At 60.2% G+C, this 21,016-nt stretch carries 11 protein-coding genes; 5 read left to right on the top strand and 6 right to left on the bottom strand.

Annotated features, from left to right (window positions below):
* Position 1 precedes the first annotated feature (1 nt).
* Positions 2-1,084, top strand: a complete 1,083-nt coding sequence (locus VI215_11620) for a 3-dehydroquinate synthase family protein (protein HEY6192960.1) — start codon at positions 2-4, stop codon at positions 1,082-1,084.
* A gap of 541 nt (positions 1,085-1,625) precedes the next feature.
* On the opposite strand, the gene VI215_11615 is transcribed toward VI215_11620, so the two are convergent.
* From VI215_11615 to VI215_11600, 4 genes are all read right to left on the bottom strand, one after another.
* Positions 1,626-2,270, bottom strand: coding sequence for a response regulator transcription factor (locus tag VI215_11615; protein HEY6192959.1), 645 nt, complete (start codon positions 2,268-2,270; stop codon positions 1,626-1,628).
* The gene (locus tag VI215_11610; protein ID HEY6192958.1) at positions 2,267-5,665 is read right to left on the bottom strand and encodes a two-component regulator propeller domain-containing protein; all 3,399 of its coding nucleotides are present in this window, start codon (positions 5,663-5,665) and stop codon (positions 2,267-2,269) included. Before VI215_11610 ends, VI215_11615 begins: the two co-directional genes overlap by 4 nt.
* A gap of 70 nt (positions 5,666-5,735) precedes the next feature.
* A complete protein-coding gene (locus tag VI215_11605) occupies positions 5,736-8,993 on the bottom strand; it encodes a FlgD immunoglobulin-like domain containing protein (protein HEY6192957.1) in 3,258 nt (1,085 codons plus the stop codon).
* 24 nt (positions 8,994-9,017) lie between these two features.
* Positions 9,018-9,497, bottom strand: a complete 480-nt coding sequence (locus VI215_11600; GenBank protein ID HEY6192956.1) for a hypothetical protein — start codon at positions 9,495-9,497, stop codon at positions 9,018-9,020.
* Between the two features lie 179 nt (positions 9,498-9,676).
* On the opposite strand from VI215_11600, the gene VI215_11595 reads away from it, so the two are divergent.
* The 4 genes from VI215_11595 to VI215_11580 all read left to right on the top strand — a co-directional run bounded on the left by VI215_11595 (position 9,677) and on the right by VI215_11580 (position 17,049).
* Positions 9,677-13,321 carry a tetratricopeptide repeat protein gene (locus tag VI215_11595; protein HEY6192955.1) on the top strand — a complete coding sequence of 1,215 codons (3,645 nt, stop codon included), beginning with the start codon at positions 9,677-9,679 and terminating at the stop codon, positions 13,319-13,321.
* A gap of 14 nt (positions 13,322-13,335) precedes the next feature.
* Positions 13,336-14,445, top strand: a complete 1,110-nt coding sequence (locus VI215_11590; GenBank protein ID HEY6192954.1) for a hypothetical protein — start codon at positions 13,336-13,338, stop codon at positions 14,443-14,445.
* 13 nt (positions 14,446-14,458) lie between these two features.
* Positions 14,459-15,457 carry a GTPase ObgE gene (obgE, locus tag VI215_11585; GenBank protein HEY6192953.1) on the top strand — a complete coding sequence of 333 codons (999 nt, stop codon included), beginning with the start codon at positions 14,459-14,461 and terminating at the stop codon, positions 15,455-15,457.
* A gap of 200 nt (positions 15,458-15,657) precedes the next feature.
* On the top strand, positions 15,658-17,049 hold the full coding sequence (locus VI215_11580; protein ID HEY6192952.1) for a VWA domain-containing protein: 1,392 nt from the start codon (positions 15,658-15,660) through the stop codon (positions 17,047-17,049).
* A 1-nt stretch (position 17,050) separates the two neighbouring features.
* Here the strand turns inward: VI215_11580 and pgi are convergent, their stop codons facing one another.
* Positions 17,051-18,688, bottom strand: coding sequence for a glucose-6-phosphate isomerase (pgi, locus tag VI215_11575; protein HEY6192951.1), 1,638 nt, complete (start codon positions 18,686-18,688; stop codon positions 17,051-17,053).
* Complete coding sequence (locus VI215_11570; protein HEY6192950.1) at positions 18,673-21,000, bottom strand: phosphoketolase family protein; 2,328 nt, start codon at positions 20,998-21,000, stop codon at positions 18,673-18,675. The genes pgi and VI215_11570 overlap by 16 nt, the downstream gene beginning before the upstream one ends.
* Positions 21,001-21,016: the final 16 nt, after the last annotated feature.

The following is a 21,016-nucleotide window of genomic DNA, read 5'->3' as shown; positions in this document are numbered from 1 at the left end:
CATGCGCACGATCACGGTCGAGCTCGGCGAGCGGAGCTACCCGATCTACGTCGGGCGGGGGATTCTGACCGATCTTCCCGGGAAATTCTCCTCGCACAAACTTTCGTCCAGGATCGCGATTGTGTCCGACAGAAACGTCGCCTCCCGGCACCTGAAGCGGTTATCCGGCATCCTGCGGCGTTCCGGAATCCCGTTCATCCCCCTCCTCATGCCCGCCGGTGAGCGGCAGAAGTCGCTCTCCCGTTTCAACACGATGACCACGCAACTCCTCGGGGCGGGCCACCGGCGAGGTTCCGCTATCGCGGCCTTCGGCGGAGGGGTGGTCGGCGACGTGGCCGGATTTGTTGCAGCAAACTACCGGCGCGGCACGCCGTTCGTGCAGATCCCCACCACGCTCCTCGGCCAGGTGGAGAGCGCGCTCGGGGGGAAAGTGGGCGTCAACCATCCCCTTGCGAAAAACGCCGTCGGAACGTTCTACCAGCCGAAGTTTGTCTTCTCCGACATCGATCTCCTGTTGACGCTTACCCCCCGGGAGCTCATCTGCGGATTGGGGGAGGTGTTGAAGTACGCAATTCTCGACGCCGGGATCTATGCGTTCATCGACGCGCATCTCGATTCGATCGTGCGGCTGGATCCGGAGATCCTCGAGGAGACAGTCGTGCGCTGCAACATGCTGAAGGCCGCGATGATTTCTGAAGACGAGCGGGAGACGCGTCCCGAAGGGGGGAGGATGGTGTTGAACCTCGGACACAGGATCGGCCATGTCCTCGAGGAATTGTCGAATTTCAGGCTGCACCACGGCGAGGCGGTCGTCGTCGGGCTCCGGTGGGAGCTCGCGATCGCCAGGGCGGCGGGAGTCATCGACAAACCGGCCTGGGAAGAAATCAACCGGTTGCTGGAACGGATCGCATTCCGGCCCGATCTCGGGTTCATCCGGATGGACTCCCTGATCGGGGCCATCTTCGGGCGGGAAGGGAAAGCAAGGTTTGTGCTTCCAGCGGGACTGGGAAAGGTGACCACCACCGACTCGCTCCAGCCCCGTCTGGTGCGGTCGGTGTTGAAGAGCCTTGTTCCCGCACGATAAAGATCAATCAGAGTTACGGCATCACGCCCGGACCAAAAAAAAAATAAAATGCCCCGGCGATTGCTCACCGGGACATTTTGACTGCAAGGCGGACGCGTGCCCCTCACATCCGCCTTCGCCTCCCGTGGTAGCCACAGACCCGCAGCACTCACGGTTAGAATCACTCTCGTTGAACTTGAGCCGCTTCGTTCAGGCGCCGGCGTTCATTCTGATTACATGTCCAAGATACGATACTACGGGAGGGAGTTCAATAGGGGAAAACCTGAATCGATGGTTCGAAAAACCTGAGATCCATCGCGGGGTGAAGCCCGCAGCCTGAAGGCTGCGGCTACCGATAGTATCAGGACAGTGGTAAAACCCGAGCACGGGCGAGGCATGCCTCGCCCCTACAAAAACGCAATATCTTTCACCGAGCTAAGGTAAAAACCACATTGTCATCCTGAGGGAGAGAAGCGACCGAAGGATCCCCGTCCATGAAAAAGCAGATCCTTCGCTTCGCTCAGGATGACACATCTGTTTGTTCAGGATGACAGTTGGGGGGTTATCTCTCCAGGAAGGTGACGCCTGCCCGGATGGCGTACTTCGTCAGTTCAGCGACGCTGTAGATATCGAGTTTTTCCATGATATGTTTTCGATGGGCCTCGACCGTCTTGATGCTGACCTTGAGCTGATAGGCGATTTGTTTGGCGGATTTCCCCTCCGCGATCATTTGGAGCACTTCACGTTCCCTCGACGTCAGAACCGACGGCCGCCGGGCGGCGAGCCGGTGGACGTACTCCTTGACGACGGTGCCGGCGATCGCGGGACTGATATACGTTTGATTCTTCAGGACTGTGCGTATCGCGCGGTCCAGTTCGTCCAGCGCGCAATCCTTCAGGAGGTATCCGGAAGCTCCCGCCTTCAGCATTTCCGAGACGAAGCGCTCGTCGGAGTGCATCGAGAGGGCGACGACCTTGATCGACGAACTCTCTTCGAGGATCAGCCTGGTGGCCTCCATCCCGTTCAGGTCCGGCATGCTGATATCCATGATCACGACATCGGGCTTCAACTCCCGCGCGAGCTCAATCGTCTTCCTCCCGTTTTCCGCCTGCCCGACAACATCCATCTTCAAATCGTGCTGCAGGATGCTCCGGAGCCCTTCCCGCACGATCTTATGGTCGTCTGCGATGAGGACGCGGATGCTCATGCGGTGAATCCCCTCCCCTGTTCGACGCCGCGGCGGAGCGGGACGGTCAGGCACACTCTTGTACCCCGGCCGGGCGCCGAGGCGATTTCCAGAGTCCCCCCCTGGGAGTGAAGCCTCTCCCGGATGTGGAACAGCCCGAATCCGTCGTGCCCCGTCCGGTGATCCTGGAGGAGCGACGCATCGAAGCCGCCTCCGTCGTCTTCCACCTGAACGCTGAAGGAACCGTCCGCGCGGAAGATCCGGATGCTTCCGTGGCTCGCCTTCGCATGCTTGACGGCGTTGACGATCACCTCGCGCACGGCATGGAAGAGCAGGATCCGTATGTCCGGTTCGGGCTCCGGGGAGCCCGCTTCGTCCTCCACGTCGAAGCGCAAGCCGTGTTGTTCAGCGATGCGGGCGCAGAGCCAATCGATCGCCGGGACGAGACCCAGCTCGTGGAGTATCGGGGGGCTCAGCTCCAGCGTCAGTCGGCGGGTGTCGGAGATCGACTGTTCGATCATCCCGAGGACCTCCCTCAACCGTTTGTCCGAACCGGCGAGACGCGCGGAGCGCTGGACCGATCCGAGTTTGATTTTGCAGAATGCGAGGGTTTGTCCGATCGAATCGTGGAGGACGCTCGAGAGCCGGCGGCGCTCCCGTTCCTCGGTCATCGAGAGATCGGATGCGAGCGAGCGTAGTTTTTCCTGATACGCGAGCAGATTCTGTTCCGCGATCCCGCGGGCTGCGGCCTGCTGTTCGAGGGATGAGACTGTGTTGGAGAGCTCCGCGGTCCTTTCCCGAACCTGGTGCTCGAGATGCTGCTGCAACCTGCGGAGCTCGGCCTCCGTCCGCTTGCGTTCGCCGACTTCCGCCTGGAGCGCGCGGTTGATCTGTGCCAGCTCCTCCGTCCGCTCGGCGATCTTCACCTCCAGGAGTTCGTTCCGCATTCGAATTGTCTTCAGCCGGGCCCGGACCCCGGCGCCGGAGAGCCAGAGGAGAGAGAGAATCGCGGTCGCCCGGAACCACCATGTGCGCCAGAACGGCGGGGCGATCGTGAGACGGAGCGAGAATCCTCCGTCGTTCCAGACCCCGTCGTTGTTGCTCCCTTTGAGGCGCAGCCGGTAGGTTCCCGGATCGAGGTTCGTATAACTCGCGTAACGCCTCGTCCCGGAATAAATCCAATCCTGATCGAATCCTTCGAGCATGTATGCGTACTGATTTTTTTCGGGTTTCGTGTAATCGAGCGCCGCAAACTCAAACGAGAGGCTGTTCTCCCTGTACGACAGATCAAGCCCGTTCGTGTCGGAGACCGGTTGTCCCGATCCGGCCTCGCGGCCGCCGACGTTCAGAGAGGTCACGACGACGGGCGGGATCAGTGGATTCTCCCCCAGACTGTCCGGGAAAAAGCCGGTCAGGCCGTTCACGCCGCCGAAGAAGAGTTCTCCCGAGGCGCTCCTGTACGAGGCCCATTCGTTGAATTCGTTGCTTTGCAGTCCGTCGGCCATGTCATAGGTCCTGACTTTCCCCGTCGCGGGATTGAGCATCGCCAACCCCTTGTTGGTGCTGATCCAGAGATTGCCGCGGGCATCCTCGAGAATTCCGCAGATCACGTCGTTCGGCAATCCGTTTGCCACGGTGAAACGGATGGACGCGCCGCTCGAGGGGCTAAAGAGGTTCAGGCCCTCTTCCGTCCCGACAAGGAGCCGGTCGTCCCCGGATCCCCCCATCGACAGGACCCGGTCGTCGCTCAGCGTTGAGGGATCGGGGAGATGGTGCCGGAACGCCGTGCACGACCCCGAGCGAAGATCCAACGCCAGGAGTCCCTGTGACGTTCCCGCCCAGATTCTATCATGCAAATCCGCCCTCACCACCCGAACCGGATCGTGAAACAATTCTGCGCACCCGGGGGCCGTCTTCCCGGGGCTCCGAAATCTTTCTTCCCCGATGTCGAACGCGGCCATCCCCCCGTACGTTGCCAGCCAGAGGGTCCGGTTCTTGTCCTCGGCCATCGAGACGACGGTGTTATCGCTGGAGTAGAGCGAATCGCTTGCACGGCGGATGAAGCGCTTGAAGGTTCCCGTCTTTCGATCGAACCTGTTCAGCCCCCCTCCCCAGGTCCCGAGCCACATCACCCCCGACTCGTCTTCGAGAATCGACATGACGCTGTTATTGCTCAGGCTCGCCGGATCGGAGGGGTTGTGGCGATAATGGACCGTCCGGCCTGATTTCCTGTCGATCGCGTCGAGCCCGCCGTTCGAACCGACCCAGAGGACACCCTCGCGGTCGGAGTAGACGGACCAGACCTTGTTATCGCTGAGCGAATTCTGTTCCCCGGGACGATGTCTGTAATTCTGAAATTTCTTCCTGTAACGGCAATACTTGTTCAATCCCCGTTTCGTGCCGAACCAGACGACCCCTCCCGCATCATAGATCGACATGATCGCGTCGTCGCTCAACGCCTCCGGGTCCTCGGGCCTGCTCTCGATGTGCCGGAAGCGATCCTGTTCCGCGTCATAAAGTTGCACTCCCTCGTCGGTCCCCGCCCAGAGGGCGCCTGTCTGATCCTCGAAGATGCAGAAAATATAGTTCGCGTAGACGCTCCGGGGATCGCGGCCGAACGCGTAGCGCTTGAATTTCCCCGACCGGCGGTCGAGCCTGTTGAGTCCGTGGCTGGTCCCGACCCAGAAATTCCCCCGCCGGTCTTCCAGCACGCACTGGACAATTTCATGGCTCAGGCTGGTCTCAAGCCCGGGGGTGTGCCGGTACCTGGCCCGGATTCCACCCGACCGGTCGAGCTCCGCGAGCCCTTCTCCCCGCGTGCCGACCCAGACCTTTCCTTCCCTGTCCCCCGCGATCGCAAGCACAGCCGCGGAACCCGTCCCCCCTCCGGCGGCAGAATCCCACCGCACCGGCGACCACCTCCCCCGGGCGGTCTCAAGACGGTACAACTCTCCGCCAAGCGATCCGACGAACAGGCCCCCGTCCGAATCTTCGCAGATCGAGGAAATAAACTTGCCCGCCGGACCGCCGCCGGAGCCGGGGGGTGGAACAAACGTCCGAAACCGGCCCCGTCCCGGGTCGAACTCGTTCAGCCCGTTTTGCGTCCCGATCCATAGGTTTCCCCCGCGGTCTTCGGCGAGCGCCGTCACATAGTTGTCGGATATGGAATTTGAATCGGAGGGGTTGTGGCGGTAAACGGTGAAGGTGTAGCCGTCGTATCTGTTCAATCCATCCTGGGTCCCGAACCACATGAAGCCCTGCCGGTCGCGGAGGATGCAGTTCACCTCCGATTGTGATAATCCCTGCGTGATGGAGACGCGTTCGAACTCGATCCGGGGCTCCTGTGCGACGACAAAGGAAATGGAAGAAATGAAGAAGGAGACCAGAGAGGAAATCGTGAACAGGGAATAGTTCATTCGCCCCCGGATTAAACAGTCCATGTCTTGCGCCCCCCCCTCCCCTGTTTTCGTGTGAACTACAAAACGCTTACCGCGCGAGCAACATCTTCTTTGTCGACGTGTAGGTGGTCCTGCCAGACTGGAGAATGCTCAACCGGTAAAAATAGACGCCGCTGGCCATCGCTTCACCCCCCCGGCCGCGGCCGTCCCAGGAGATGCGATAATTCCCTGCCGGTTCGTTCCCGTCTGCGAGCGTCGCCACTTCCCGGCCCGCGACATCAAAGACGCGGAGCAGGGCGTGTGCAGGTTCCCGGAGCGTGTATTCGATCGACGTGACGGGATTAAACGGATTCGGATAATTCTGGGCCAGCCGGAACGTCTCCGGGGTGATTCCCGCACCCGCATTTCCGTTCACCGCCACCGCAAACGTTCCCAGCGAGCTCACATGCGCGTTGACACTCCGGTGCTGTACATCCACCCGACTCTCGAGGGGCACCCAGCCCGAGCCGTCGGACCGGACGATGTTGAGCGACCCCTCACGGCCTTCCGCCACCCATGCCGGATCGTAACGCATCGAAACGGTGAGCGGTGATTGGAATTCGCGAGCCGGACCGACCGTGAAGACGCGGCTGCGTATATCGCCGCCGGCGTTCTCGCCGGGGACGACCGTGAACCATGTATCTTCTGTAAGCGCTCCGGCGGGCACGGAGACGGAAGCATCTCCCTCGGGACTCGATATCGTCTGCGCCACCCCCTGCTTCAGTAACGTCGCCTGGAATGTTCGTTGTGCGGAGAGCGTGTTTCCGCCCGGATCAAGCGCCGAGGCCGTGATCGTAACGGTTCCACTCGCGGTCAACTGATAGCTCCCCCGGTAGACACCCGCCGATGTCTGCGCAACGGTGAGAGTGTTGCCGCCCACCGCAAGGGCCGGGGGGCCCTGGAGGGCGGTATCCGAAAGAACGTAGATGTCCAGATACTGGGAGAGGGCCGGGTTCTGGTGGACGGAGAGCGTCAGATGGACACGCGCAGCGACGTTGATCGGAGCCGTCGTCTTGAACATCCCGCGGCCGTGGGTGGCGGCGAAGAGATAGAGATCGCCGCGAAGATCCAGGTCCGAGACTGAAACATTTGCCAGCCCGCTATTCTGCTGAATCCAGTTTGAGCCTCCGTTATTCGACTCAAAGACGCCCAGATCGGTGCCGATGACCCAGTGGCCGGTATTGCTCGGATCGATCACGATCGTGTTGACGGGAAGATCGGGCAGGTCCCCGCTGATATTCGTCCATGACGAGCCGCGGTTCGTCGTCAGGAAGACATGTCCCGCCCCATATCCGGAATAGGTGACGATCGCGCGGCTGCTGTTGGCGGGGTCGACTGCGACCGATTTCACGTAGAGATTCGGCAGCGGCGCTTTCGTGACGTCGGACCACGAATTACCCGTGTTCGTCGTGACGCATACCCGCGAGGCCGTTCCCGCGCTACCGCTCGTCCCGATGTAAATCGTCGACGACGCGGATTTGGCGACCGCAAGGGCGGTAACGACGGAGCCGGAAGAGCCGACGCTCCCCGAACCGTCGCCGGTCAGGTCGACGCTGATGGCGCTCCAGTTCGCTCCCCCGTTGGTCGTCCGGAATATCCGGTACGTGCCGGCCACCAGCGTCAGAGAGTTTGTGGGATCCATGACGAGCGGGGCGATAAACTCGCACCGGTCGGACGTCCCGTCCGATAAATTGGACCCCGTTGTCGGTATTCCGTTCATCGCTTTCGCCCATGAATTCGGACTCCCCGAGCTGGTCGATTTAAGGATACTCAAATAGACATATTCAGAGTAGACCGTCGTCGGGGTCGTGAAATCGACTGCCGTCGCTCCGCCGTCCCCCGTCACTGCGACGCTCCACGTCGGGGGCGAAGTGGTCCTCAGGGTGCCGTTATCCTGCGTCCCCCCGTAATAGATTTCCGAGGTCGGATGCACGGCCCCGCTGTAAAACTGCGTGATCGCCAGATTGTTGTTGATCGGAGCGAACGAGGCTCCTCCGTTCGCGGTCCAGAACACTCCCCCGTCGTTCCCGAAGTAAACGACGGAGGAAACATTCGGATCGAACGCGATCGCATGCTGATCGACGTGGACATAAGGGTTCCCATACCCGTCGCTGACCCTGGTCCAAGCCGCCCCGCCGTTTGTCGATCTGAAAATATTGATTCCCCCGGTAAAGACCGTGTTCGAATCGATGGGGCTCACGGCGATGTAATTATTATACCATCCCTGGCCGCCGAGGTGTGTCCCGTTCACCGCGCCCGAATTATCGAACGGGGTCGCGATCGGGAACCAGGAAGCTCCGGCGTTGGTCGTTTTCTGGATGCTGTGCGTGTAGTAATTCGAATCCGCGAGACACGCATAGAGGGTGGATGGATTGAGCTTTGAGATCGACAGGCTGATCCTGCCGAACTTCGTCGCAGTTGAGGGAAAGCCGTTGGTAAGCTTCGACCACGAGGTTCCCCCGTTCGTGGTCTTGTACACCCCGTCGGAAACGAACAATCCGAAGGCCGCGTAGAGCGTATTGTTATCGACGGGATTGATGACGAGGTCCATGCATCCGGTCGAAGCCGTTGCGATCGTCAGTTTTGTCCAGCTGGTCCCGCCGTCGGTCGTTTTCCAGATCCCGCCGAGGAGGGCGGCGTAGAGCGTGTTGTGCGCGTCGGACCGGATGACAAGTTTATTGATGTAATAGTAAAAATTCGGGGAGGTCGCGCCCGCAAAATTGGTGAGGAGGCTCCAATGTGCGCCGCCGTCGGTCGATTTCAGCACGCCGGCGCCGCGGAGGGCATCGACGTTGAAATACCCTTCGCCTGTCCCCGCGTAGATCGTGTTTGTGTCGGTCGGATCAATCACCATGGTGCCGATGACAAGATTCGCCGCGGCGTCGCTCGTCGGAAACCACGATCCTCCGGCATTGGTGCTCTTCCAGATTCCTCCGCTCACGGACCCGCAATAGATCGTATTCGGATTGAGAGGATTGATCACGATCGATCGGACCCGTCCGCCAATCGCTGTCGGCCCCACATTGGTCCAGGAGACCGAATTCTCGGAAAATGTCTTCATCAGGTTATTCCCCGCGACGTGAACGAGCGCCTTTTCCCGCCAATCGGCCGGAATTCGCCCCGTGGGATAGGCACGCTGGTCGTTGTACCATCTCAGCGCCTGCCAGGCATGTGTCGCTTCAAGCTGTTCCTTCCCGGCCGGATCGATCGTTCCGGAGGCCCGCCGCGAACCGTACTGGACGACCGCCTGAAACCCCGTCAGGAATGCAATGAAAACTACAATGAGTGAAAGAATCTTCGATTTCATAAGTATTTGATCGAGTTGGAATAGTTACTGCTCAACATCCACAAGCACCCAGCCGTTCTTCTTCTCCAGGGTGATCCTGCCTTTGAACTGATCCCCCTGTTTCAAGGACCGGAGGCTCATCAACCTCTTGTTCCGCTCGTTCGACCGGTCGATCTGTCCCTTCTCATCGAGCACGTAACCGGGTGAGAGAGTGAGCCATTGCCCCTGAACCGCGGGAGAATCCATCCCTTCGATCGCGACGGCCGAATCGAGCCGGACAAAAAGAGTATACATGTCGTCCCCGAGGACTGAAACGGATTCCACGAGAGCAGAGACGGAGGCTCCGTTTCGCTTGAGAGTTGTTTCTTCCGGGGGGGGTGGGTGCGGGTCACGGACGATCGCTTCGCGGCCGGCCGGGCCCGCCGCATCTGATTCCTGGGGCGCTTTTTGGGCCGTCTCCCGGCTACAGCATCCCGGACCGCTTGAGACGAGGGGTATCAGCATGAGAGCGAAAAGAATCTTCATGACAATGGTTCAATATGCGGAGTATTACGTTGAAATGCAATAGAATCGGGAAAGCTCAAACCCCCGAAACCTTGCACAACTCACAAATTAATCCTATCTTTCGTCGGCATTGGATCGAGGATCGCGAGCCGCTCTCAACCCATCCCGGCATTTCTTCCTAGGAGTCTCATTTCAGGACAATGAATCGGCGCAGGCCTGATACGATAGCAGGGATTCATCGCGTAATCGCAACCGGAGCGGTGCTGTTCGGATTTGTGCTCCTTTTTTCTCTCCCCTCTCGCGCCAGAGCCCAGGAAACCAAGGAGAATCCCGAATTCAAGATGGCCCTGGGCCTCTTCCGAGACGGGATGTTCGATCTGGCCCTCCAGCAATTCAAGAATTTCGTCGCCGCATATCCCAATACCGCGGACGGAATCGAAGCCCGGTTCTACCTGGGGCTGACCCAGATGAAGTTGATGAAGTACGACGACGCAAGGATCACGTTTCAGAACTTCGCGCTCGCGTACGTGGATCATCCGAAGGCGCCGGAGGCCTGGTTTAACGTCGGAGAGGCCTTTCTTGCCATGCAGAACGACGACGAGGCGGCTTCCGCATACGAGCGGGTGAGGGTGTTCCACCCCAAGAGCCCCCTGGTCCCGGAAGCCCTGTTGAAGGCAGCGGAGATCTACCGCAGAACCGGTAAAAAGGAGAGCGCAAAACAGGCACTCCGCTCGATCATTCAGGATTATCCTTCCAGCAAGAGCCTGCTGAGGGCCCGGCTCGCAATTGCCGACATCTACGCCGACGACGGGCAAATGGAGCTGGCGGAACAGGAAGCCCGGCGTGTCAGCGAGGGCGATGCCCCCGAAGGGATCAAGGCTTCCGCTCTCTTCTCGCTTGGAAGATTGCAGGCGAAGGAAGCGCTGTTTGACGACGCTTCGACGACGTTCGGTTCCCTGCTGGCCCGGAAACAGCTTCAGCCGCTCATCCGCGCGAGCGTCGCGTATGAGATGGGGATGCTCGAACAAAACGCGCGCCGTTATAAGAATGCGATTGAATATTTCAAGCAGGTCGTCTCGTCGGAAGACACGACCCGGTTCTTGAAGGACGACGCCACGTACGAGGCCGGGAAATGCTATTTTGCGCTGGGCGAGTACGGGGCGGCTCTCGAGTCGTTCGAGCATCCCGTCAGGACTCCCCTCTGGGCACACAGCCAGGAGGCGTCGCTGGGAGCCGCGCGGGCCGCGTATGCGAAGAAAGATTTCGGAAAGACGATCGGGATCGCACGAACCATGATCGGCCAGACTCCCTCCTTCTGGAGGGGAAAGGTGATCCTGCTCGGCGCCCGCGCTTCTGCCGGTCTGCGGCGGTTCGCCGACGCCTCCAAGTTTTATGAAACGTACGGGGAAAACTACAGCTGGGATTCTCACATCCCGGATGCTCTCCTCGAGCTGGCAGACCTTTATTACTCCGGCCAGGGGGAATACCGGAAGGCAAGCGCTGTCCTCGACAGGATCGCGGAGAAATTCCCCCAGTCGCGCCGTATCACCGATGTGATGATCAGGACTGCCGAGTGCCGCGAAAAACTCGGCGATTACGAGGGCGCTCTGATCGCATACCGCGATCTCCGGGACCGGTTTCCGGCGAGCGACCAGAGCGGGATCGTGGATCGCAGGATCGAATATATCGAGAATCATTACATCAAGAACCGCGACGGGGGGATGGAAAAACTGGCCCGGGTTGTCGGCGAATCGATCACCGATAAATCGAAGGCAGAGATCGCGCTCGAGATGGGAGACATCTATTTTAACGATTTCAAGGATTACAAAACCGCGGCGAAACAGTTCGCCACGGCCATCGCGGGAGGCGTCCAGGGAGAGAGCCTCGCGAACGCCTCGTTCCTCCAGGCACGCTCGGCCCACCTTCTTGCGGAAACCGACTCCTCGGCCGCCGCCGCAGCTCTCGCTTCCTATGAGGCGTTCGTCCGGCAATATCCCAAAAGCCGGCGATCCGAGGAGGCCGCCTACTATGCCCACCGGCTCAGGAACGACGCGGCGCTCCCTGCGGGCATCCTGACGAACGCACGAAGTTTCGTGAAGCAGTACCCGGTATCCCGGTACCGGGACACGGTTCTCCTCGAGCTTGGAATTGCCGCTCTTGCCTCGCATGATACGGCGGAGGCGCTCCGGACACTCGGCTCGCTGCTGGAGGCAACCCCGTCTTCGCAGATCGCGGGCCGGGCCCTTGTTGAGCGGGGAAAGGCCTTTGGCGGGTCGGACGAGGATTCGGCAACCGTTTGCTGGAGGCGGGCGATTGCGCGGCCGGAGGTCGACCGCTCCACTGTTGAAGCGCTCTGGCTTCTTGCGGATCTCTCCCGGCGAAGAAACGACACACTCACAGTCCCTCTCCTCAAAAGGATTTCGGGAGAGTTTTTCTACACGGAGTTCGCGGATCGCGCCGCGACCCTCCTTCCCCGGGCAGAGGTGCAGGCGGGAGATCTCGCCGGGGCAATCACTCAGTACGACGCCCTCCGCCGGGAAGTTGAAACCTCGCCGTACCCGGATTCGGCCGACGAGAGTAACCTCTTCTACCTGGCGGAAGCGTATGACAAAAAAGGAGAACGCCAATCGGCGATCCGTTCCTACACGCATTATCTCCAGACGAACCGGACGGGCGAACTCGCAGGGAGGGCGTTCTATGCGCTCGGCATTCTGGCCCGCCTCGAGGGGAGGGCCCAGGCCGCGTCGTCGTATTTCAAGGAAGCCGCATCCATCGGCGGGGTTGCCCTGGCCTCAAAGGACATTGCGGATCTGCTCTTTCAGACCGAACAATACGCCGAGGCGGCGAAGCAGTACGGACAACTGGCTCAAACATCGGACAGCACGGGCGTGAAGGAAACGTACCGGGCGAAGGTGATCGTCGCAACGCTGCGACAGAGCAGGCTTCAGGAGGCGGACAAGCTCATCGAGACCTTCGGCAAAGAGTTCGGAGACGACCACCCCTACCGCGCGGAATTTGAATACGAACGCGGATCGGCTTGCTACAGGAAAGAGGATTATCAGACCGCGGGGAAGATTTTCAAGAGGATCGCAGGCGACTATAAGGAGACGCGGTTCGGCCCGTGGGGGTATTACTACCTCGCGAAGATTTCGGAAGTGACGAATAAACTGGACGATGCCGCGAAGGGATATATGGAAATCCTGAAAAATTTCCCCGCTTCGGACGTCGTTCCGCGGGCCGAGCTCTCTCTCGGGAATATGCACTTCAACGCCGAGCGGTACGAAGACGCGATCCGGTACTACCAGAAGATCGCCGCCTCCCCCGGGAGCGCGGGCGACATCCTCCCCTACGCGCTCAACAACCTGATCGACGCCTACGAATCGACGAAGCTCTACGACGCCGCCATGAAAAGCGCCCGTGACTTTATCGAGCGGTATCCGAACGACGAGAGCATCCTCGATAAGAAAATCAAGATCGGTTCTCTCTATACCAAACTGGGGTACTACGACCAGGCCATCCTTCAGTTTCAGAATCTGATCGGCGAAGCCGGGAGCCTGCTCGAAGCGGAGCTGCGGTACGACATCGGGGAGGCCTACTACTACAAGGGAGATTATCAGCAGGCGATTTTGGAGTTCCTGAAAGTCCCCTATCTTGTTTCGAGGCAGGGGAAAGTGAACTGGACGGCCACGTCATTTTACATGGCGGGGCAGTCGTATGAAAAAATGTCGAAGTACGACGAGGCCCTCGGAATGTACAAACAGATCATCGATCGTCCCGGGATCGACGCCACCTTCAAGGGCGCGGCGAAGAAAGAGATCGACCGCGTCAAGCAGCTGATCAAATAGGAGCCACACGCGCCATGCTGGAACAGGAAACCAACGCCATCATCAGCACCGTCAGCCAGCGTACCATCGCCGGCGCCGAATCTGTCTTCGTGAAAGACATTCTCGCGGCGGATATCCCCTACCCCGTCAAGACGTTTTTCCGCGCCGACGTGGAGGCGATGCTCGCGGAAGAGCTCCGGAGCTACCGCAAGGGAAGCCGCTTCAATTACGGGCATCCGGAGATCCAGAGTCTCCAGAACCAGATCGAATCCGTTCTCGTCCTTCACTATTCGTACCGCCGGGCCGAATACCTGCAGCGCCTCGACGAAGCCGTGCACATGCTGGGGAATTTTCTGATCCGTCCCCAGTGGACCCTCGCGAACGCCCTCTTCGAGCAGGACGGGACGATCTCCTCGACGAAGCTCGCCAGACTCCTGAAGCATTTCGGCCCCTACGAGTATCTCAGGAACCTGATCACGCATTACGTCCAGGATAAGAATGTGGCGTCGTTCACGAAGGCCGACTTCTCAAGCCTCGTCTCGAGGATGGACGGAGAGTATATCCGGAGAAAAGCGGGAGACGAGATGGCGCGGGTGATGTCGCCGATTTACGATTTCTTCGACTTTCCGAAGAATACGGGCTCCAAGCCGTTCCCCGTCAAGGGGCTGATCCGCTACTTCGAGGACAAGGGGTTGAGTTCCGTCACGACACGGCTGGAGGGGGAAGCGAGCCAGGGGAAACAGGAGCTGACGCTCCGCGCCCTGGGGGAACTTCTCGAGGAGGTGCGGAGAACTTCGGGTGCGTTCGAGGTCGAAAAATGGGAGGCAAAAACAGAGCCGGACGCGCAGGCGGCCGCGGCAACCGGGCCGGAAGCGCTTGCGATCCAGCACGATGCGGGGAAGCGCAGGCTCGCGATCATGGATTCGATCAGCGAGGGGGAACGGCGCCGGTTCGTCCGGAAAATATTCAATCAGGACGAATCGATGTTCGATTCCGCGGTCGATTCGATCGGCGCGCTCACTTCGTGGAAGGACGCTTCAAAGTTCATCGACCAGATTCTGATCAGGAACGACGTCGACCCCTATTCCCCGGAGGCGGAGCGGTTCGTTACGCTCATCTCCCAACAATTCCAACCGAAGAGGTAGAACCGGAGAGTTCATGTTCATTGATCAGGCAACCATCACCGTCAAGGCCGGCGACGGCGGGAACGGCGTCGTCAGCTTCCGGAGGGAAAAGTATATCCCGAAGGGGGGCCCCGACGGCGGGAACGGCGGGGACGGAGGCAATGTCGTCATCAGGACCGATGTGCAGCTGACGACCCTGATGGATTACCGCTACCGGAGGACCTACACCGCGGGGTACGGGCGCCACGGAAGCGGAGCGAACAGAACGGGGAAGAGCGGGGACGATATCGTCCTCAGGGTGCCGCCGGGAACCATCATTAAAGATGCGGCGACGGGCGAGATCCTCGCGGACCTCGTCGATCTGGACGACGAGATCGTCATCGCGAAAGCCGGGAGAGGGGGAAGGGGGAATTCGGAGTTTGCGACATCGACCAATCAGGCCCCCCGGACCGCCACGAAGGGGACCCCGGGGGAGGAACGGGCGATACAGCTCGAGCTGAAGCTCCTCGCAGACGTGGGGCTGGTCGGATTTCCGAATGCGGGGAAGTCGACGCTGATCTCCCGCATTTCCGCCGCCAAGCCGAAGATCGCGGACTATCCGTTCACGACGCTCATCCCGAACCTCGGACTCGTCCGGTACCGGGAATTCCAGAGCTTCGTCGTGGCGGACATGCCCGGGCTCATCAAGGGAGCGCATGAAGGGAAAGGGCTCGGGATAGAATTCCTGCGCCACATCGAGCGGACACGGGTTCTTGTGTTCCTGATCGAATGCACGGACGATGAGCCGAAGGAACGGTACAAGGTGCTGCTGAACGAACTTCATTCGTTCGATCCGGCGCTGGCAAAGAAACCGCAGATCATCGCCCTCACGAAGATGGACCTGGCCGACGCGTCCCTGAAGCGGAGCGTCGCGAAGATCGGGTTCAAGAAAAGCATCCCGGTCATCCCGATTTCCGCCGTCACCGGCGAGGGCCTGGACGACCTCGCCGATGCGATGTGGAAGAAACTGCATCTGCGGAAACCGAAGGCGTAAAGGAACCCACCCAAAACCCTATTGTCATTCTGAGCGAAACGAAGTGAAGCGAAGAATCTTCCCTTCCACAGGGCAAGATCCTTCGCGGAGTTTACACTGAGCGAGGCGAATGTGCTCAGGATGACAACAACACGGGAACATTCCCGCCTTTCGGTGAGTACAACGCATAGACCCATTGTACTCACTAAACGGAGGTTCCCATGTATCCCATCAGATTTCGCGGCACGGCCGCACCTGCCCTTCTATGGCTCCTGCTTCCCCTCTTGCTGACTCTGGCGATAGAGTCGTCGCCGGCCATGTCTTCTCCGCCTATTCCGCCTCCCGGGGGAGGGATCGTTCTCGAAGGGCATCTCAACACCGCCTGCGTTCCGCACAACGGCGGAACCGTCTATCTGCAGATCCAGCTCGCGACAGGCCCCGACGAGCGGCCCTCGCACGTGCGGCGCCAGATGAACCTCGCCGTCGTTCTCGACCGGAGCGGATCGATGGCGGACGACAACAAGCTGGAGTATGCCAAACAGGCGATCTGCTCGCTTCTGGACCAGCTCTCGGGAGAGGATTACCTTTCGATCATCATCTATGACGACCAGATCGAAACGCTCCTCCCCCTGCGGCAGGTCCGGGACAGGGACCGGATCAAGGACCTTCTCCGCGGGATTTACCCCCGCGGATCGACAAACCTGGGCGGAGGGATGGTCGAAGGATTCCGGCAGATCCAGCGAAATTTCCGGCCTGAGTGCGTCAATCGCGTCCTCCTTCTCTCCGACGGGCTCGCGAACAGGGGAACGACAAATCCTTCGGAACTGAACGACATTTCGAGCCGCTACGCCAGCAACGCCATTTCACTCAGCACGATCGGGGTCGGCCTCTCGTACAACGAAAACCTGATGCTCGGCCTCGCGGAACACGGGGGAGGCAACTACTATTATGTGGAGACCCCCCGCCAGCTCGCCTCCATTTTCGAGCATGAATTCAGCGGACTGACCTCGGTGATCGCGCAACACGCATCCATCGAAATCACACCGGGAAGAGGCGTCGAGATCCGGGACGTCATCGGGTGCTCCTGGCGTCACGAGGGCGATCGATGGATCATGAACCTCGGCGATCTCTATTCGAACGACCGCCGCGAGTACACGCTGGAGATGAACATTCCCGAAAGCGCCGGGACTCTCTGTGCGGCGCGCGGGGTCCTGACGTACGACGGCGGGCGCCGGAAGTCGCGAGAATATCCGCCCCGCTTTTCCGTCGATGTGCACTATAGCGACGACGCGGCGGAGCTCTTAAGGGGCAGGGACTGGGACGCGCAGGGTAAGGCCGACCTCGCCGTTTCGACACGGACAGTCGAGAAAGCCATGCGTGCGCTCGACGAAGGCCGCCGGGACGATGCCCGCCGGGAACTCAATCAGGCGAAGGCCGCCCTGGGAGGCTCGGAAGCGGCGAGCATGAGCGCGGTGGCTGCGCCGATGATCCAGGAACAACTCCGGCAGCTTGAATCGTACTCCGACAGCGTGAAGGACGAAAAATCGGACTTGCGGCGCGTGAAGAAATCGGTGCAGTACCAGAATTACCGGACACAGCGCCAGAAGAAGTGAGCTACCTCAACTTCCGGTAACGCCGGATGAGGTTGTTCGTCGAGCTATCGTGATCGAGACGGGGATCGGGTTTGCTCTCAAGTTCAGAGATGATCTTGCCTGCGAACACCTTCCCCAGCTCGACTCCCCATTGATCGAACGAATCAAGCCGCCAGATCACCCCCTGCGTGAAGACACAATGTTCGTAGAGAGCCACGAGTGCGCCGAGCGCCCGGGGGGTCAACTTTTCCAGGAGGATCGTCGTCGAGGGCCGGTTCCCCTCGAATGTCCGGTGGGGCACCAGCCAGGCCGGCGTCCCTTCGGCTTCGACTTCGCCCGGAGTTTTGCCGAACGCGAGCGCCTCGGCCTGGGCGAACATGTTGGCGAGGAGCAGGTCATGGTGGCGCCCCAGCTCGTTCAACGGCCGCGCGAAGCCGATAAAGTCGCACGGAACGAGCCTGGTTCCCTGATGAATCAACTGGTAGAAGGAATGCTGGCCGTTGGTTCCCGGCTCACCCCAATAGACCGGCCCCGTTTCGTATTCCGCGGCATTCCCGTCGATCGTCACATGCTTGCCGTTACTCTCCATCGTCAATTGCTGAAGGTAGGCGGGGAATCGCTTCAGATACTGCTCGTAGGGAAGCACCGCCGCTGTCTCTGCGCCGAGGAAATCGGTGTTCCAGATGCCGAGCAAACCCAGGAGCACAGGCAGGTTGCCTTCGAACGGGGCAGTCCTGAAATGCTCGTCCATCGCGTGAAATCCGTCGAGCATCTCGCGATATCGTGCCGGGCCGACGGCGATCATCGTCGAAAGCCCGATCGCAGAGTCCATCGAGTATCGCCCTCCGACCCAATCCCAGAACCCGAACATATTTCCGGTGTCGATTCCGAACCGGGCCACTTCCGGCGCGTTGGTGGAGACAGCGACGAAATGCCGCGCGACTGCGGACGGGTCGTTCAACGCCTTGAGAACCCAGTCGCGCGCGCTCACCGCGTTGGTCATCGTTTCGAGCGTCGTGAAGGTCTTCGAGGAGACGATGCAGAGTGTCTCCGCGGGGTTCAGGTCGCGGGTGGCTTCCGCGATGTCGGTTCCGTCGACATTGGAGACGAACCGGACTGTGAGGCCGCGGTCGCTGTAATGGCGCAGTGCCTCGTACGCCATCACCGGCCCCAGGTCGGACCCTCCGATGCCGATATTGATGACGTTCCGGATCGGCTTGCCCGTGTACCCCTTCCACTCGCCATTTCTGATCCGGTCTGAAAAACCGGCCATCTTGTCGAGGACGGCGTGGACCTTCGGAACGACGTTTTCGCCGTCGACCATGAACGATCCGCCCTTCGGGGAGCGCAGCGCCACATGCAACACCGCCCTGTTCTCCGTCGTATTGATCTTTTCCCCGCGAAACATCGCCTCGATCCTCGTCCGCAGGTCCGACTCGCGTGCAAGGTCCAGGAGAAGTTTGAGTGTTTGAGCTGTGACAAGCTGTTTCGAGTAGTCGAGGTAAACGCCGGCGGCTTCCGCCGCCATCTGCCCGCCCCTCGTTGGATCGTCGGCGAAGAGTGTCCGAAGATGCAGTCGGCGGATTTCCGGAAGATGCGCCCGGAGGGCCATCCATGCGGGAAGATCCGTGAGGGGTGTCCGGGTTAGGAGAGGTTCCATTTCCAGTTACGGATTTCAGGGAGGTCGAGCCCGTGCTTCACGATGTACTTCTTGTGCGCCACGAGCCGTTCCCCGGCGATCTGCTTCAGCCTCGCCCCATCGGCGCCCAGTTGCGGCAGCCGGTCGATCACATCCTGGACGAGATGGAACCGGTCGAGGTCGTTCAGGACCGTCATGTCGAACGTCGTCGTAATCGTTCCCTCTTCCTTATACCCCCGCACGTGTAAATTCCCATGATTCGTCCTGCGGTACGTCAACCGGTGGATGAGCCACGGGTAACCGTGGAACGCGAACACGATCGGCTTGTCTTTGGTAAAAAGCGCGTCGAACTCCCCGTCGCTCAGGCCGTGGGGATGTTCAGTGCCCGGTTGCAGCTTCATCAGGTCGACGACATTAATCACGCGGATCTTGAGCTCCGGCAGATGAGCACGGAGGATCGAAACCGCGGCGAGAACTTCCAGGGTGGGTACATCCCCGCAGCAGGCCATCACCACATCCGGCTCGGCGTCTCCGCCGGTGCCGGCCCACCGCCAGATGCCAATCCCGCGCGCGCAATGCTGGATCGCCGCCCCCATCGTCAGCCACTGGTAGGACGGGTACTTCCCCGCGACGACCACATTCACATAGTGCCGGCTCCTGAGGCAATGATCCCAGACCGAAAGGAGACAGTTGGCATCAGGTGGAAGATAGACGCGCACCACCTCAGCCTTCTTATTCACCACGTGGTCGATGAACCCGGGGTCCTGGTGGGTAAAGCCGTTGTGGGCCTGTTGCCAGACGTGGGAGGCAAGCAGATAGTTCAGGGAGGCGATCTTCCGGCGCCAGGGCAAACCGAGGGTGACCTTCAGCCACTTGGCGTGCTGGTTGAACATCGAATCGATAATATGAATGAAAGCCTCATAACTATTGAAAAGGCCGTGCCGCCCCGTGAGGAGATACCCTTCCAGCCAGCCTTCGCATTGGTGCTCGCTCAGCATTTCCATCACGCGGCCCTCGGGGGCAAGAAATTCGTCGCTCCGGACCTCCCCGGCGAGCCATTGGCGATTGGTCACTTCAAAGACCGCGCTTAACCTGTTCGAGAGGGTCTCATCCGGCCCGAAGATCCTGAAGTTTTTCCCTTCCCGGTTGAGCGTCACGATGTCGCGCAAAAATTTTCCGAGTACTTGCGTGTCGGCGGCCTGGACCGAGCCCGGCGAGGGGACATTCACCGCGTGGAGGGACAGATCGGGCATGCGCAGATCCCGCAACAGGATTCCCCCGTTGGCGTGAGGGTTTGCGCCCATCCTCCGCTCGCCCGTGGGGGCGAGTTCTGCCAATTCAGATAGGAATCTTCCGCGTTCGTCGAAGAGTTCTTCGGGCTTGTAGCTTCTCATCCAGGATTCGAGCCGCTCGAGATGTCCCGGATGGCCCGCATCAACCTGAAGCGGAACCTGGTGCGAGCGGTAGGTCCCTTCCACTTGCGCTCCGTCGACCTCTTTCGGGCCGGTCCAGCCCTTCGGGGATATCAAAACGATCATCGGCCATGCCGGCCGCTTCGTGTCGTTGTTCTTCCGGGCGCCGGCCTGGATTTGCCTGATCTCCCCGACCGCCTTCTCGAGGGCGGCGGCCATGCTCTGGTGCATGCTCTCCGGCTCCTCCCCCTCGACGACGTACGGCATCCATCCGCAGCCTCGAAAGAAGTATTCGAGTTCCTCCCGGCTGATGCGCGCAAGAATGGTGGGGTTGGCGATCTTATACCCGTTCAGGTGGAGGATCGGGAGGACCGCTCCGTCCGTGACTGGGTTCAAAAATTTATTCGAGTGCCAGGCTGTCGCCAGGGGCCCCGTTTCCGCCTCCCCGTCTCCCACGACGCAGGCCGCAACCAGGTCCGGATTGTCGAACACCGCCCCGAACGCGTGGCTGAGGGAATATCCAAGCTCCCCCCCTTCGTGAATCGACCCCGGACACTCCGGGGAGACATGGCTCGGGATTCCGCCGGGAAAGGAAAATTGCGTAAAGAGTTTCTTGAGGCCATCTTCGTCACGGGTGATATGAGGATAGACCTCGCTGTACGTTCCCTCGAGATAGGTGTTCGCCACCAGCGCCGGCCCGCCGTGACCCGGGCCGGAGATGTAGATCATATTCAGGTCGTGTTTCTTGATGACCCGGTTCAGGTGCACATAGACGAAGTTCTGACCCGGCGTTGTGCCCCAATGCCCGAGCAATGTCGGTTTCACGTGTGACGGCTTGAGCGGCACCCGGAGAAGCGGATTGTCGTACAGATAAATCTGCCCCACCGAGAGGTAATTTGCTGCCCGCCAGTAGGCGTTCATCTTTCTGAGTTCGTCC

Source organism: Bacteroidota bacterium (assembly GCA_036522515.1).
GTDB lineage: Bacteria > Bacteroidota > Ignavibacteria > UBA10030 > SZUA-254 > VBOC01.
Note: the sequence above shows the minus strand (reverse complement) of the source record. Positions and strands in the feature narration are given on the sequence as shown.

Coding starts and splice junctions, on each gene's coding strand:
- VI215_11595 (HEY6192955.1), top strand. CDS start 9,677: ATGAATCGGCGCAGGCCTGATACGATAGCAGGGATTCATCGCGTAATC.
- VI215_11605 (HEY6192957.1), bottom strand. CDS start 8,993: ATGAAATCGAAGATTCTTTCACTCATTGTAGTTTTCATTGCATTCCTG.
- VI215_11615 (HEY6192959.1), bottom strand. CDS start 2,270: ATGAGCATCCGCGTCCTCATCGCAGACGACCATAAGATCGTGCGGGAA.
- VI215_11570 (HEY6192950.1), bottom strand. CDS start 21,000: ATGAACGCCTACTGGCGGGCAGCAAATTACCTCTCGGTGGGGCAGATT.
- VI215_11620 (HEY6192960.1), top strand. CDS start 2: ATGCGCACGATCACGGTCGAGCTCGGCGAGCGGAGCTACCCGATCTAC.
- VI215_11580 (HEY6192952.1), top strand. CDS start 15,658: ATGTATCCCATCAGATTTCGCGGCACGGCCGCACCTGCCCTTCTATGG.
- VI215_11590 (HEY6192954.1), top strand. CDS start 13,336: ATGCTGGAACAGGAAACCAACGCCATCATCAGCACCGTCAGCCAGCGT.
- VI215_11610 (HEY6192958.1), bottom strand. CDS start 5,665: ATGAACTATTCCCTGTTCACGATTTCCTCTCTGGTCTCCTTCTTCATT.
- obgE (HEY6192953.1), top strand. CDS start 14,459: ATGTTCATTGATCAGGCAACCATCACCGTCAAGGCCGGCGACGGCGGG.
- pgi (HEY6192951.1), bottom strand. CDS start 18,688: ATGGAACCTCTCCTAACCCGGACACCCCTCACGGATCTTCCCGCATGG.
- VI215_11600 (HEY6192956.1), bottom strand. CDS start 9,497: ATGAAGATTCTTTTCGCTCTCATGCTGATACCCCTCGTCTCAAGCGGT.